The sequence below is a fragment of the Neisseria animaloris genome (assembly GCF_900637855.1).
In the GTDB taxonomy this organism is placed as follows: domain Bacteria; phylum Pseudomonadota; class Gammaproteobacteria; order Burkholderiales; family Neisseriaceae; genus Neisseria; species Neisseria animaloris.
Window position 1 is genome coordinate 1106318 of the sequence record NZ_LR134440.1, and the last position, 13897, is coordinate 1120214.

12 protein-coding genes and 1 pseudogene are annotated in these 13897 nt (G+C 51.8%); 6 read left to right on the forward strand and 7 right to left on the reverse strand.

What is annotated here, in order from left to right:
* Positions 1–7 precede the first annotated feature (7 nt).
* Complete coding sequence (locus tag EL216_RS05210; RefSeq protein ID WP_085389269.1) at positions 8–697, forward strand: Bax inhibitor-1 family protein; 690 nt, start codon at positions 8–10, stop codon at positions 695–697.
* A 69-nt stretch (positions 698–766) separates the two neighbouring features.
* Here the strand turns inward: EL216_RS05210 and EL216_RS05215 are convergent, their stop codons facing one another.
* The 3 genes from EL216_RS05215 to EL216_RS05225 all read right to left on the reverse strand — a co-directional run bounded on the left by EL216_RS05215 (position 767) and on the right by EL216_RS05225 (position 3464).
* On the reverse strand, positions 767–1687 hold the full coding sequence (locus tag EL216_RS05215; RefSeq protein WP_085389268.1) for a metal ABC transporter solute-binding protein, Zn/Mn family: 921 nt from the start codon (positions 1685–1687) through the stop codon (positions 767–769).
* Positions 1688–1775: 88 nt separating this feature from the next.
* Positions 1776–2651, reverse strand: a complete 876-nt coding sequence (locus tag EL216_RS05220) for a metal ABC transporter permease (RefSeq protein ID WP_085389267.1) — start codon at positions 2649–2651, stop codon at positions 1776–1778.
* 87 nt (positions 2652–2738) lie between these two features.
* Entirely contained in the window at positions 2739–3464 is a 726-nt protein-coding gene (locus tag EL216_RS05225) for a metal ABC transporter ATP-binding protein (protein WP_085389266.1), read from the reverse strand.
* Positions 3465–3893: 429 nt separating this feature from the next.
* On the opposite strand from EL216_RS05225, the gene EL216_RS05230 reads away from it, so the two are divergent.
* On the forward strand, positions 3894–4190 hold the full coding sequence (locus EL216_RS05230; RefSeq protein WP_085389265.1) for a DUF2288 domain-containing protein: 297 nt from the start codon (positions 3894–3896) through the stop codon (positions 4188–4190).
* A gap of 77 nt (positions 4191–4267) precedes the next feature.
* On the opposite strand, the gene EL216_RS05235 is transcribed toward EL216_RS05230, so the two are convergent.
* Complete coding sequence (locus tag EL216_RS05235; protein ID WP_085389264.1) at positions 4268–5158, reverse strand: LysR family transcriptional regulator; 891 nt, start codon at positions 5156–5158, stop codon at positions 4268–4270.
* Positions 5159–5271: 113 nt separating this feature from the next.
* On the opposite strand from EL216_RS05235, the gene EL216_RS05240 reads away from it, so the two are divergent.
* The 3 genes from EL216_RS05240 to mutY all read left to right on the forward strand — a co-directional run bounded on the left by EL216_RS05240 (position 5272) and on the right by mutY (position 7502).
* Positions 5272–5676: a DoxX family protein gene (locus tag EL216_RS05240; RefSeq protein WP_164713857.1), complete on the forward strand. Its 405-nt coding sequence runs from the start codon at positions 5272–5274 to the stop codon at positions 5674–5676.
* 35 nt (positions 5677–5711) lie between these two features.
* Entirely contained in the window at positions 5712–6317 is a 606-nt protein-coding gene (locus EL216_RS05245) for a nitroreductase family protein (protein WP_085389262.1), read from the forward strand.
* A 120-nt stretch (positions 6318–6437) separates the two neighbouring features.
* The gene (gene mutY / locus EL216_RS05250) at positions 6438–7502 is read left to right on the forward strand and encodes an A/G-specific adenine glycosylase (protein WP_085389261.1); all 1065 of its coding nucleotides are present in this window, start codon (positions 6438–6440) and stop codon (positions 7500–7502) included.
* A 230-nt stretch (positions 7503–7732) separates the two neighbouring features.
* Here the strand turns inward: mutY and EL216_RS11475 are convergent.
* Together EL216_RS11475 and putA are read right to left on the reverse strand one after the other, a co-directional pair.
* A pseudogene (locus tag EL216_RS11475) lies at positions 7733–7864 on the reverse strand (lipoprotein signal peptidase); the annotation flags it as partial.
* Between the two features lie 42 nt (positions 7865–7906).
* Complete coding sequence (gene putA, locus EL216_RS05260) at positions 7907–11524, reverse strand: bifunctional proline dehydrogenase/L-glutamate gamma-semialdehyde dehydrogenase PutA (RefSeq protein WP_085389260.1); 3618 nt, start codon at positions 11522–11524, stop codon at positions 7907–7909.
* Between the two features lie 671 nt (positions 11525–12195).
* Here putA and EL216_RS05265 point away from each other — a divergent pair.
* Positions 12196–12879, forward strand: a complete 684-nt coding sequence (locus EL216_RS05265) for an isochorismatase family protein (RefSeq protein WP_085389259.1) — start codon at positions 12196–12198, stop codon at positions 12877–12879.
* Between the two features lie 310 nt (positions 12880–13189).
* On the opposite strand, the gene trhA is transcribed toward EL216_RS05265, so the two are convergent.
* Positions 13190–13816 carry a PAQR family membrane homeostasis protein TrhA gene (gene trhA, locus EL216_RS05270; protein WP_085389258.1) on the reverse strand — a complete coding sequence of 209 codons (627 nt, stop codon included), beginning with the start codon at positions 13814–13816 and terminating at the stop codon, positions 13190–13192.
* Positions 13817–13897 lie beyond the last annotated feature (81 nt).

The window sequence follows — 13897 nt, forward strand, 5'->3', positions numbered from 1 at the left end:
AAACGCCATGCAAAACGACGTTTATCATTACACCCAAACCGCCGGCGCGGTGCAGAAAAATACCGTGCTGCGCAAAACATACGGTCTGCTCGGTCTTTCTTTTATTCCCTGTGCTGCGGGCGCATTTTTAAGCAGCCAAGTCGGCTTCAACCTATACAGCATGTTCGGCAACCGCTGGATTGCTTTCGGCGTGGTGCTGGCCTTTTTCTACGGCATGTGCTTCCTGATTGAGAAAAACCGTTACAGCAATGTGGGTGCCACCTTGCTGATGGTGTTCACTTTCGGCATGGGCGTGCTGATCAGCCCGCTGCTGCAATACAGCCTCAGCTTCAGCAACGGTGCGAAAATCGTCGGCCTTGCCGCCGCCATGACTGCCGCCGTGTTCTTTACCATGGCTGCGATGGCGCGCCGTACCAAAGCCGACATGAATTCACTCGGCCGCTTCTTGGTGGTGGGTGCCGTTGTGTTGATGGTGGGCGTAGTGGCCAATATGTTCCTGCAAATTCCTGCGCTGGGCTTAACGATTTCCGCAGGTTTTGTGATTTTCAGCTCGCTGGTGATTATGTGGCGGATCCGTACTGTGATTGACGGCGGCGAAACCAGCCACATCAGCGCGGCTTTAACCATCTTTATTTCCCTCTACAATATTTTCAGCAGCCTGCTCAACATCTTGCTTTCTTTGAGCGGCGAAGATTAATTTATATGAAACATTAAAAAGAGGCCGTCTGAAAACTTTCAGACGGCCTTTCTTATCGGCAACCGCAGCTTATTGCTTCATCGCATCGGTTAACGCTTTCACATTGTAGCGGTACATATTCACATAAGTATCCGCCGGTGCGCCGGTGCTTAAGGCATCGGAATACAGTTTTCCGCTTACTTTCACGCCGGTTTCTTGGGCGATGCGGTCAACCATGCGCGTGTCTTTGATATTTTCGGCAAACACGGCCTTGATACCGTCGCGCTTAATCTGGCGGATAATCGCCGCCACTTGTTTGGCAGACGGTTCAGCGCTGCTGCTCACGCCTTGGGGGGCAATGAATTTGATGTTGTAACGCTTGCCCATATAGGCGAAAGCATCATGGCCGGTCAGCACTTTACGTTGGTTTTGCGGCACGGCATTAAAGGCCTTTTGCGTGTCTTCGTGCAGCTTTTTCAACTGACCTTGATAGTCTGCCAAACGCTGCTGATAGTAAGCCTTGCCTTCGGGGTCGGCTTTAATCAGGGCGTTGGCGACGTTTTGGGCGTACGTTTGCATCAGCACGGGGTCAGTCCACACATGCGGATCAAATTCTCCGTGGTCGTGATGATGGTGGTGGTCATGGTGGTCGTGTCCATGATGATGGTGGTGCCCGCCTTCGGGTGCTTTCAACGGTTTGATACCCGCAGTTGCTTCGGCATAAGCTACTTTGCTTTGTTTCACGGCACGTTGCACATCCGCCGCCTCCAAACCCAAACCGTTTACCAACACCAACTTGGCTGAGCGGATTTTTTTCACGTCGCCGCTGGTCATATGATAGGCATGTGCGTCTTGGTTAGGGCCTACCAGATTCTGTACGTTCACGCGCTCGCCGCCGACCTGCTTGGCCACATCGCCCAAAATGCTGAAACTGGTTACCACAGGCATGGGGGCGGCATACAGGCTGCCGGAAACCAAAACGGCAATCAAACCGGTTTTCCAATGTTTCATAATTTTTCCTTTGCTATAACATAACTCTAATTGATCGTACGACCCGCCGCAAACACGCTTCAAACAACAGGCCGTCTGAAAAGGACGTTTAAACTTTAAGGTGCCGCTTGTGCCGCAACCACTTCGGTACGATACCGCCTTCCCAGCCGAGCAGCACCGAAAACAGATAAAGTGCGCCGCACCACAGAATAATCGCCGGGCCGGAGGGAATTTCAACATAATATGAAAACAACAGCCCGCCGAAGCCGCACAGCAAAGCCACCGCCACCGACAGCAACAACAACATGCCCATGCTCCGTGCCCACAGCCGTGCGGTAATTGCCGGCAACATCATCAAACCCACCGACATCAACGTACCCAACGCCTGAAACCCAGCCACCAGATTCATCACTACCAACACTAAAAACAGCACGTGCCAAAAGCCGCCTTTGCCGTTTACCGCCTTCAAAAACAACGGGTCTATGCTTTCCAACACCAGCGGCCGGTAAATCACCGCCAGCACCAGAATGGTTACGCTGGCCACCAGTGCAACCAACTGCAAAGCGGGTAAATCCACCGCCAGCACCGAACCGAACAAGAGATGCAGTAAATCGATGCTGCTGCCGCTTTTACTGACTAACACCACGCCGATAGCGAGGCTGCTCAAATAAAACGCCGCAAAGTTCGCATCTTCTTTCAAAGTGGTAAAACGGCTTACTAATCCGGCCAGCAGAGCCATCAGCATTCCTGCCGCGAAACCACCCACACTCATGGCGGGCAGGCTCAGTCCGGCAAACATATAGCCGATGGCGGCACCGGGCAACACCGCATGGCTGAGGGCATCGCCCACCAAGCTCATGCGGCGCATCACTAAAAACACGCCCACGGGCGCTGCGCTCAGAGCGAGGAATACCACCGAGGCCAGCGCATAACGCATGAAGTCGAATTCCGTAAACGGTTCGACGATTAATTCGTAAATACTCATTTTGTTCTGTCGGAGGCCGTCTGAAAAAGTTCAAGCAGCCCAATTTAACTGTTTGTTTTCAGACGGCCTTTTATAATCCGGCTACCACTATGCCGCACACCATTCACCGGTTTCGTGCCGTTGCACCGCTGCGTTTGCCTTTTGCAAAAAACAGTCGGTCAGCACCGATTCGGTGGCTCCGGCGGCAATTTTTTCACGTGCAATCAGCAAGGTATCGGGGAAATACGCCCGCACTTGCTCGTAATCGTGCAATACGGCTATTACCGCCAATCCTTCTTGGTGGCAGCGGAGCAACACATCCAGAAGCGCGTAGGTAGTTTTTGCATCTACCGCGTTGAAGGGTTCGTCCAGCAAAAGAAACTTGGCATCCTGTACCAGCATGCGTGCAAACAATACCCGCTGAAACTGGCCGTTGGATAAATGTGCAATCTGGCGTGAAGCGAAATCCGCCATTTCCACACGTTGCAATGCCTCGTGCACCCGTTGACGCTGGCGGGCATTCACACGTCCGAAAAAACCGATTTCATACCACAGTCCCATTGCCGCCAACTCGAACACCGTCATCGGCTGGCTGCGGTCAATATCGGACTGCTGCGGCAGGTAGGCGATATCTTTCCGCTGCAACCCCCGAAGGTGAATACTGCCTGTATCGGCTTTCAGCAAACCGATCATGGCTTTGAGCAGAGTGGATTTTCCTGCCCCGTTCGGACCGAACACCGCCCACATGCTGCCGTCGGCAAATTCCATATCCAAATGGTGTACGGCGGGAAAACGCTGGTAGCTGACGGTAAGATTTTCAACTACGATACTCATGCTACGGCCCAAAAATAAACGCTCCACAGTAAGGCCAGCGCACACAGCGCCAGCAACAAACGTTGGAGCAAACCGGTTAATAAAATCGAATTCATGGATACTTCTTAAGAGATTTCAGACGGTCTGTGAAGATTCTGTGAAGATACCGTTCGGTTCGGTACCGTCTGAAATCATCGCCAAAGGAATAAATGATACTGCATAACATCATGGTTGTAAAACAAAAAATTGGAGAACGCTTATTCTACACAATTTTCTGCCACTTTATTTTGATGTTAGATCAATATCATTTCAGATAGCCCGATGCCGATGCTTTTTTAAGACGAAACCAAGCTGTATCCGGCCATTTTTCTATGTCGAAATACCGCCCGCAACTGAAAACAGCCGTTAAAAATCGGTACAATACGTTTTTTCTTTTCATGAAAGCCCTCTATGTCCGCACCCCTGCTGAACGATAAGCTCAATCTTGAAACCGCCCGCATCAACTGGCAGGAACTGCAACCCCACTTCGCTCGCGGAGCAGCGGTTTATGTTAGCCCCGACCTGGATCTAATCGATATCGCCCGCCGCATGGCCGAGGACGACAGCACAACTTTGGGGGCACTGATGCAGCAGGGTAAATTCGGTGTCGTCAGTGAGGCGCAAGCCCGACGGTTTCTGGCCGAGAATCAAGACATGTGGGCGGTCGTGGTTGCGCCGTGGGTACTGATTCAACCCTGTGCGGCATAAGCCACTATCATTTTCCGCAAATCGGTGCAAGGTCGAGGGCCGTCTGAAAACCATTGTTTGGGCGGCCTGTCGATTACTCAGTCTTCCTTAACCTTTTCACTGATAAAGTCGATAAAACTGCGTACTTTCGCACTCAAAAAAGTACGGTCCACATAAGCCGCATAAAGTTGTGCAGTCATAATTTTATAATCCGGCAGCAACCTTACCATACTGCCGTTTTTCAAATCGTTACATACACTCCACTCCGGCTGGAATCCGATACCGCAACCGGCACGTATCAAACTGCCTATCATCAAGGTATTGTCGCAAGAAACAGCCTGCTTCAAAACAAGCTGTACACTTTCACCGCCCTCGCGCGGACGAATGTCGACATGGCTCATATCGACATAAGAAGGCAATATTGCATGATGGCTCTGGACTTCTTCAGGCGTTTCGGGCACACCGTTACGGCGCAGATATTCGGGGGATGCCAGTAAAAAAAATTCTATTTCCGCCAGCGGCTTCACAATCAGTGAAGGATTAGGATCGTTGGAAACACGCAAGGCCAAATCAATACCGTCGGCAATCAGATCGGTGTGGCGGTTGCTGAGCAGCAAATCAAGCGATACCTCTGGGTAACGGCTACGGTATTCGGCAATCCAATTTCCTACCCGATAACCTGCAAACCACTGCGGCATGGTTATCCTCAACACACCTTGCGGTTTTTCAACACTCCCGGCAGCTTTCTGGGCTGCCGTTTCCAGCGTTTCCAAAGCGTAACTGCATTGGTTGTAATACTCTTCCCCTGCCTCGGTAAGATGCAGGTTGCGGTTGTTGCGGTGCAGTAATTTGGCATGAATGGTATTTTCAAGATGGCTCACATGCTTACTCGCCATAGCGGTCGAAATACCGAGATGGTCGGCCGCCCGGGTAAAGCTGCCGCTTTGCACCACCTGGCGAAATACTTTTAAACTGAATAAGGTATCCATGCTTTCCCAATAAGAAATATTATATAAACAAATAAAGTATATTTTAATAAATATGAAATAACTATACTAAAACGGTAATTTTCATATTCTTACAACACAACAGGAGATTTATCTTGAGCCTTTCAAATCAAAACCGTTTCCAACCTATTTTGCTTGCTATTTTACGGATTACTTCCGCCTATATGTTTATGCTGCACGGCACGGCAAAACTTTTCGCCATACCGCATTTAGAAATGTTTGATGGTTTGCAACTGCTTTCTCTATACGGCTTCGCAGGCATTCTCGAAGCCGTCGGGGGTTTATTGCTGTTGCTAGGCTTATTTACACGTCCTGTCGCATTCATCCTTTCAGGGCAAATGGCCGTGGCCTACTTTATCGCACATGCAGCCAAAGCGCCATTACTGCCGCTTGTCAACGGAGGGGAAGCTGCAGCCCTCTTCTGCTTTATTTTCCTGTACCTTTCAGCCGCAGGCGGCGGCAGCTGGGCATTAGACAACAAACATTCCAAAACAAACTGATTTTCTTTAACGGTATTCATTAAAGATAAAAAAACATGAACTATTACATCTTGCAGCAAGCTGCGGAAAAACGCCGCTCCATTTACACCCTCAACAAAAACCTGCCTCTATCTGCGCCGCAAGTAAGCGATATTATCAGGCACGCGGTAACACATACACCGTCGTCATTCAACTCGCAATCTACCCGCGTGGCCGTGTTGTTTAATGCCGAACATGAAAAACTGTGGCAACTGACAGAAGATATTCTGCGGGACATCATGCCGTCTGAAAAATTCGCATCCACAAAAAGCCGGCTGGATATGCTCAAAGCCGCCGCCGGTTCGGTGTTGTTTTTTGAAGAACAAACCGTAATCAGCAATCTGCAACTGCGTTTTCCCATTTATGCCGACAATTTTCCTGTTTGGGCGGATCACGCTAACGCTATGCACCAATACGCCATCTGGACCACACTTGCGGCAGCCGGAATCGGAGCCAATCTGCAACATTATAATCCTCTGATTGACCGGGCTGTAAAAAGAGAATGGGATATTCCCTCTTCGTGGACTTTACGTGCACAGATGGTGTTTGGCGGCATCACAGCTCCTGCCGCAGAAAAACCGCTCGCACCGGCTGAAGAACGTATGAAAATATTCGGCCTCTGATACCTTAACCGGACAAACCGCAATAAAAGGCCGTCTGAAAGACTTTCAGACGGCCTCCACACAACAACCGAGGCATTTAACGATAAAATACGCACTTTCAGTTCAGACGGCCTCTTCAACATGCCCTCCTCCCTTTCTTTCGCCGAACGCCTGATACGCTGGCAGAAACAGCACGGCCGCCACCATTTGCCGTGGCAGGTGCGCGAAGCCTACAACGTATGGCTTTCGGAAATCATGTTGCAGCAAACCCAAGTGGCTACCGTGCTCGACTACTATCCCCGTTTTGTCGCCCGCTTCCCCACCGTAGAAGAGCTTGCCGCCGCACCGCAAGACGACGTATTGAGCCTTTGGGCAGGCCTGGGCTACTACAGCCGTGCCCGCAACCTGCACAAAGCCGCACAACAAGTGGTAAACGACTTCGGCGGTATTTTCCCGCAACAGCGTAGCGAATTGGAAAAGCTCTGCGGCGTAGGCAGAAGCACGGCGGCAGCCATTGCCGCGTTCGCCTTCCACCGGCGCGAAACCATACTCGACGGCAATGTCAAACGCGTACTTTGCCGCGTGTTTGCCCGCGACGGCAATCCGACCGACAAAAAATTTGAAAACGAACTGTGGATGCTGGCAGAACGCCTGCTGCCCGAAAAAAACAGCGACATGCCTGCTTACACACAGGGCTTGATGGATTTGGGCGCAACCGTATGCAAACGCACCAAACCGCTGTGCAACCAATGCCCGATGACAGACATCTGCGCGGCCAAAGCGCAAAACCGTATTACCGAACTGCCGCGTAAGAAAACCGCCGTCGAAGTGCAGACCCTGCCACTCTACTGGCTGGTGCTGCGTGATAAAAACGGCGCGTTATGGTTGGAAAAACGCCCTCAAAAAGGCATCTGGGGCGGTCTGTATTGCGTACCGTGTTTTGAAACCCTCGACGCAATGCACAACTACACTGCCCGTTTTACCGGCGTTTCAGACGGCCTTGAAGAACAAGCCCCGCTTACCCACCGCCTCACCCACCGCCTGATGCTGATTACGCCTTTTTGCGCCGTGATTCCGCAAGTCAGGCCGCCTGAAAACCTTTCAGACGGCCTGTGGGTGGCCGAACAGGATTTGGCCGCCTACGGCCTGCCCAAACCTTTGCACGGCTGGCTGAATAAAACGCAAAAGGATTTGTTCGGCGGTTGAACATATCCGATAAAAATACGGCCGGTACGCTTATTTTCGATACAAGGCGACAAAACGATATGAAACCGATTCCGTCGCCACATCGGCACTTTACAAAAACGTTTCCTTTCAACCAAGGCACGGTAAGCCTCCCTAAAAATTAAGTTTGTCCGCCATAGCCCGTTCCGCTTCCATGCCCGCCTTAGAAAACAACCGAGGCCGTCTGAAAACTTTTTCAGACGGCCTGAGACCTTATGCAAAACCCTCAGATGTGGATGCAGTTCAAGGCGTAGCAGCACAGCGAGTGCAGACATATCATATAGATAGGCAAACGAGCGAGCAGCGGACAACGCAGAAATGCGCCGCAGATGGGGGGTTTGCAAAGGTCTCTGCCTCGTTATGATTCAAGACAGTATCAAACCCGATCAGCTTTCCGCCATTGCCATCAGGCTTGCGTTACCGCCTGCCGCGGTGGTGTTGATGCTGACGCTGATTTCTTCGAACACCTGCAAAATATCTACGCCGTTTGCCGCATCGAGTATTTTGATGATTGCACCGTCTTGCTGTGCGGCCTGCTGTTTGAGTTCGGTGGGAAGCGGTTCCAGCGCGGCCAGATGGCTGATGCCTTCGGGTACGTTGCGGCTGCTCACTTCAATCAGGCCGTCTGAATGTTCGCTCCAGATGGCCAGCGGGTGTTGCTGGGTAACGACTACCGCCGAACCTGCCGCCGCCAATTGGATCAGCGCGGCGAAGGCGTTTTCCAAGCTGCCGCCGTAGAGCCATACTTTTTCGGGTGCGCGCCACATGGCTGTGTTGCGCTCGCCTGTCGGCCCCGGCAGCAGGGCTTCGGCTTGGCGCAGGGTATGTATGCGCGTTTCGCCCATCACTCTACCCAAGCGCACTTTTTGTTCGTGGTCGAAGCCCATCTGCTGCATCAGGTTTTCCAACACGGCCAGCGCAGCTTCGTCGGCTTTGCCGTTGCGGGTGAGCGCGGGCATCTGCCATTTGCCCTTGCTGAGTTTTTGCAGATAAAACGCGCCGCCTGCTTTGGGGCCGGTGCCCGACAAGCCGTGCCCGCCGAAAGGCTGTACGCCGACGACGGCACCGACGATGTTGCGGTTCACATATATGTTGCCCGCTTCGATGCGGCTGCAAATGTGCTCGATGCTACCGTCGATGCGGCTGTGGATGCCGTGGGTGAGCGCGTAGCCTTTGCTGTTGATTTGATCGATCAGGCTGTCAAGTTCGTCGGCACGGTAGCGCACCACATGCAGCACGGGGCCGAACACTTCGCGTTGCAGTTCGTTTAAGTTGTTCAGTTCAAACAATATCGGCGCAACGAATGTGGCGTTGCCGCCGTTTTGGCGAAACTCGCTCCGCTCGTTTTCAGACGGCCTGATTTCGTGATACGACTTGGCTACGCCTTTCATTTTGTTGATGTGCGCCAGCAGGTTTTGTTGCGCTTCGGCATCAATCACGGGGCCGATGTCGGTGGCAAGGCGTATCGGATTGCCGACGTTCAGCTCGTTCATCGCGCCTTTAATCATCCGAATCATGTGGTCGGCTACGTCTTCCTGCACGCACAAAATCCGCAGGGCGGAACAACGCTGGCCGGCGCTGTCGAACGCGGAAGCAAGCACGTCGGTGCACACCTGCTCGGCCAGCGCGGTGCTGTCGACAATCATTGCGTTCATGCCGCCGGTTTCGGCAATCAGCACGGGGTTGTCGGCGCGGCGGCTCAAGGCTTGGTTAATCAGTTTGGCTACTTCGGTGGAGCCGGTGAAAATCACGCCGTTGATGCGTTGGTCTTGCGTTAATGCCGCGCCCGCTTCGCCCGCGCCCAACACCAGTTGCAGCGCGTCTTTCGGCACGCCCGCTTCGTGCAGCAGGCGCACGGCGTAATGGGCGATCAGGCTGGTTTGCTCAGCAGGCTTGGCAATCACGGTATTGCCGACGGCCAACGCAGCCGCGACTTCGCCGACAAAAATCGCCAGCGGGAAATTCCACGGGCTGATGGCGACAATGGTGCCGACCGGCGCACGTTCGGCGCAGGTGGTTTCCGCTTCGTCGGCATAGTAGCGACAGAAATCGACCGCTTCGCGCACTTCGGCAATGGCGTTGTTGAGCGTTTTGCCCGCTTCGCGCACCGCCAGCATCATCAGCGCGGGCATGTGGGCTTCGAGCAGGTCGGCAAAACGGCGCAGGCATTCCGCCCTTTCAGACGGCCTCTTGGCCGCCCATGCCTGTTCTGCGGCTTTGGCAGCGGCCACCACCTCGCTGACCGAGGCCGTCTGAATAAAGGCGGCGGCACCGACCATATCGCTGTGGTCGGCGGGATTGCGCACAGGCTGTGGTTCGCCGCTTGCCACGGCCACGGTGGTGATGGAGGCCGTCTGAAAATTTTGCCGGGCAGCGGCGTTCATCTCGTTTTGCAGTTGTTGCAGCACAAATTCGTTGCTCAAATCCAAACCCTGCGAATTCAGACGGCCTGCTCCGTAAAGGTGGCGCGGCAACGGCAGCGCGGCGTGCATTTTGCCTTGCGTTTGTGCGGCGGCATCGAGCGGGCATTTGATTAAATCGTCTATGCTCACTTTTTCATCGACAATCTGGTTCACAAACGAAGAGTTGGCACCGTTTTCCAACAAACGGCGCACCAAATAGGCGAGCAGGGTTTCATGCGTGCCGACGGGGGCGTAAATGCGCACGCGGCGGCCTAAATTCTGCGCCCCGACTACTTGGTCGTACAGCGTTTCGCCCATACCGTGCAGACATTGGAATTCAAAGTCTTTGCCCTGCCCCATTTGGTAAACCGCCGACAAGGTGTAAGCGTTGTGGGTGGCAAACTGCGGGAACACGGCATCTTGCGCGGCCAGCAGCTTGCGGGCGCAGGCGAGGTAAGATACGTCGGTGTGGACTTTGCGGGTGTAAACGGGATAGCCTTCCAAGCCGTCCACCTGCGCCCATTTGATTTCGCTGTCCCAATACGCGCCTTTTACCAAACGAATCATCAGCTTCTGATTGTGGCGGCGGGCGAGGTCGATTAAATAATCGATCACAAACGGGCAGCGTTTCTGATACGCCTGCACCACAAAACCGATGCCGTTAAAGCCGGCCAAATCGGGGTCGGAAACCAACGCTTCCATCAGGTCGAGCGACAGTTCCAAACGGTTGGCTTCTTCGGCATCGATGTTCAAGCCGATATTGTATTGTTTCGCCAGCACAAACAGCTCTTTCAAACGCGGCAGCAGTTCGCTCATCACACGTTCGTGCTGGGCGCGCGCGTAACGCGGGTGAATGGCGGAAAGCTTCACCGAAATGCCGTTGCCTTCATACACGCCCGCACCCGCCACATCTTTGCCGATGGCGTGGATGGCGTTCACATAATCCTGATAATAACGGTCGGCATCGGCCTGCGTCATCGCCGCTTCGCCGAGCATGTCGAACGAAAAACGGTAGCCCGATTTTTCGCGCTCTTTGCCGTTTTGCAGGACTTCGCCTATGGTTTGGCCGGTAACAAACTGCTTGCCCAACAAACGCATGGCGTAGTCCACGCCCTTGCGTATCATCGGCTCGCCGCCTTTGCCGATAATGCGGGTTAAGGCCATGCCCAAGGTTTTGTCGTCGTTGGCGGCGGTGAGCTTGCCGGTAATCAGCAGCCCCCACGCGGCGGCGTTCACAAACAGCAACGGGCTGTTGTTGAGGTGTTTTTTCCAATTTCCGCCCGAAAGTTTGTCTTGAATCAGCTTGTTGCGGGTGGCGTTATCGGGAATCCGCAGCAAGGCTTCGGCCAAACACATCAAGGCCACACCCTCTTGGCTCGATAATGAAAACTCGTGCATCAACGCATCCACGCCGCTGGCTTTGGTGCGGTTGGCCCGCACTTGCGCCACCAAACGGCGCGCCAGTTTCGCCGCTTCTTCTTTTTCCTCTGCGCTCATTTCGGCGCGTTGCAGCATATCGGCCACCGCTTCGGCCTCGTCACGGCGGTAGGCGGCGGTAACGGCATCACGCAAAGCGGATTGGGGTTTGGTAAAGGCAAACATGGTATTTCTCCTAAACAGATTTATTTATTTTGATAGTGCAATAGATTGTAGCGCAGGCCGTCTGAAAAATTCATCAAAATATCCGGGCAGATAACAAAACTACATAGATGTCGCAGATAAATATTTATATTGGAAAACAATAACTGGCAAACCGCCCCCAACTAAAGATACCGGAACCTTTTCAACCACTCGATATGAATGGCTTTACAGCATAGGGAAATGCGGGAACTGGTAATGGTTTTCACAAATTTTCATACCACTCATCCTGAAAATACCGTTTATCCATACCGCCTATCATGATTCTCGTTATGGCTTTTTTATAAAAACGGTACGTCAATCTATAGGAATATCTGCCTTATGTACGATTTTTTCGTATAAAAACAACACATCAAAACCGGAACACCAGCTTAAAATACCATATGAATATTTATATTTATCAGTTAAAAATCAAATAGTTAAACTTATAAATAAAACTGTTTGCGATATTTAATAAGATATATTTATCCCGAAATAGACATTAACAAAGATAACTGTTTACACGTTTTAAAATAATTATTGGAACAACACCATTTATCTTGATAACATACCGCTCATCAAAAGAAGAACGTTTGTCCGGTTTTCACACCGCCCAACAAACGGAAAGAAAGCTTAACCTCTCAGGGGCAGACATTATGACCATTATTGCCATCGACCTTCAGCCTCAATGCAGATTCTCCTGCTTTGCCGCCAATGATAAACAATGTGTCCACCAACCGGAGCAAATTGTGCCTGAGCTGAACAATCAGGCCAGATTGGCGCACAAACGCATTCTGATCGAAAACGTGTCTGCACCCAAAGAAACCTTATGCGCCAGCCGTTGCGCCAACGAATACGGCATTACCATCCCACAAAACCATTTTGTGTTTGCGCGCGAAAATTTATCTATTCATGCGGCGCAAAATGAAAGCTGCCATGGTGCGCATTTGCTGCGCGGCCTGCCGTGCCCTGCCGACTACGACCACGCCATCGAAGTGGAAGGCGAAGTAACCGACAGCGCATGTTTCCACGATAAAAGAGAATACCGCAGCACCGGCTTAATCGAATGGCTGCACGCCCAAGAAGCCGAAACCATTATCATCGGCGGCCTGGCAACCGAACATTCCGTTCTGCAAACCGCTGCACACTTAAGTTGGTATAACGATAGCTGGCATGTTATCGTTAATATTTCCGCCTGTCGCGGCTACACCCCCGAAAGTGCGATTCAAGCCGTTTACACCATGCGTCAAGCCGGTGTAACCGTTGTAAACAGCACCGAAGAGTTGCAGGCAGCCATCGAAAACGGCCCTGTAGCCCATGCAATGCGCAAAGTTTCATGATTGTTTTAAACTTCAGAATCTCTTAGCAGACACTCCCATCTGTAAGAGCACTTTTCAGGCCGTCTTTTCAGACGGCCTTTTTTTATCCGCAGCGCAAATACAACAAATAACCTTGTGTTCAATACAAAGCGGCAGGCTACAAAACCGTTTTCTCTGAACCAAGACCCGGCAGCACCGCCGTAAAAATCAAGTTTGTCTACCCTAGCTATTTTACGAATGGCTTTTAATGCCGCCTTGTCCGATAAAAACCGGGAGGCCGTCTGAAAATACTTGCTTCAACATTTTCAGACGGCCTCTCGAGTTACCACAGTCAAATCACATAAAAATACACGCAAACGAACTGGGCCAAGCTGCCACCCAACACAAACAAATGCCAAATGCCGTGCCCGTGCTTGATTTTCGTATCGTTGATAAACCAATAAATTCCAGCACTATACAGCAGCCCGCCGAGTACCAGCCAAAACATCCCTTCCGGCGGCAGCGTTTTTACCAGCGGATAAATCGCCACCAACACCAACCAGCCCATCAACACATACAGAATCAGCGATAACAGCCGTTTTTCACTTCTACGGCTGATGGTCAGCTCCTGAATGATGCCGAATAAAGCCAACCCCCACGATACGCCGAATAACGACCAACCCCATGCCCCTTGCAGCGTTACCAGTGTAAACGGCGTATAACTACCTGCAATCAAAAGATAAATGGCACAGTGGTCTATTTTCTGCAGCACTGCCTTCGCTTTCGGCTGAGGCACACTATGATAGATTGTCGAACCTACATACAGCACAATCAGGCAAGTGCCGTAAGCCGCAGCGCTGACCACCTTATAAACGTCCAACGTCCCCACCGCCTTAATCAGCAGCAACACCATTCCCGTAATGGCCAATACCGCACCGGCCAAATGGCTGTATGCATTGAATCTTTCACCTATATACATAATTAATAATGATTCTTATCTTTAGAGTATGAGCAGTTTACCCGATTCAATCCGCAAACGGCTGTTTGAAAGCATAAAATC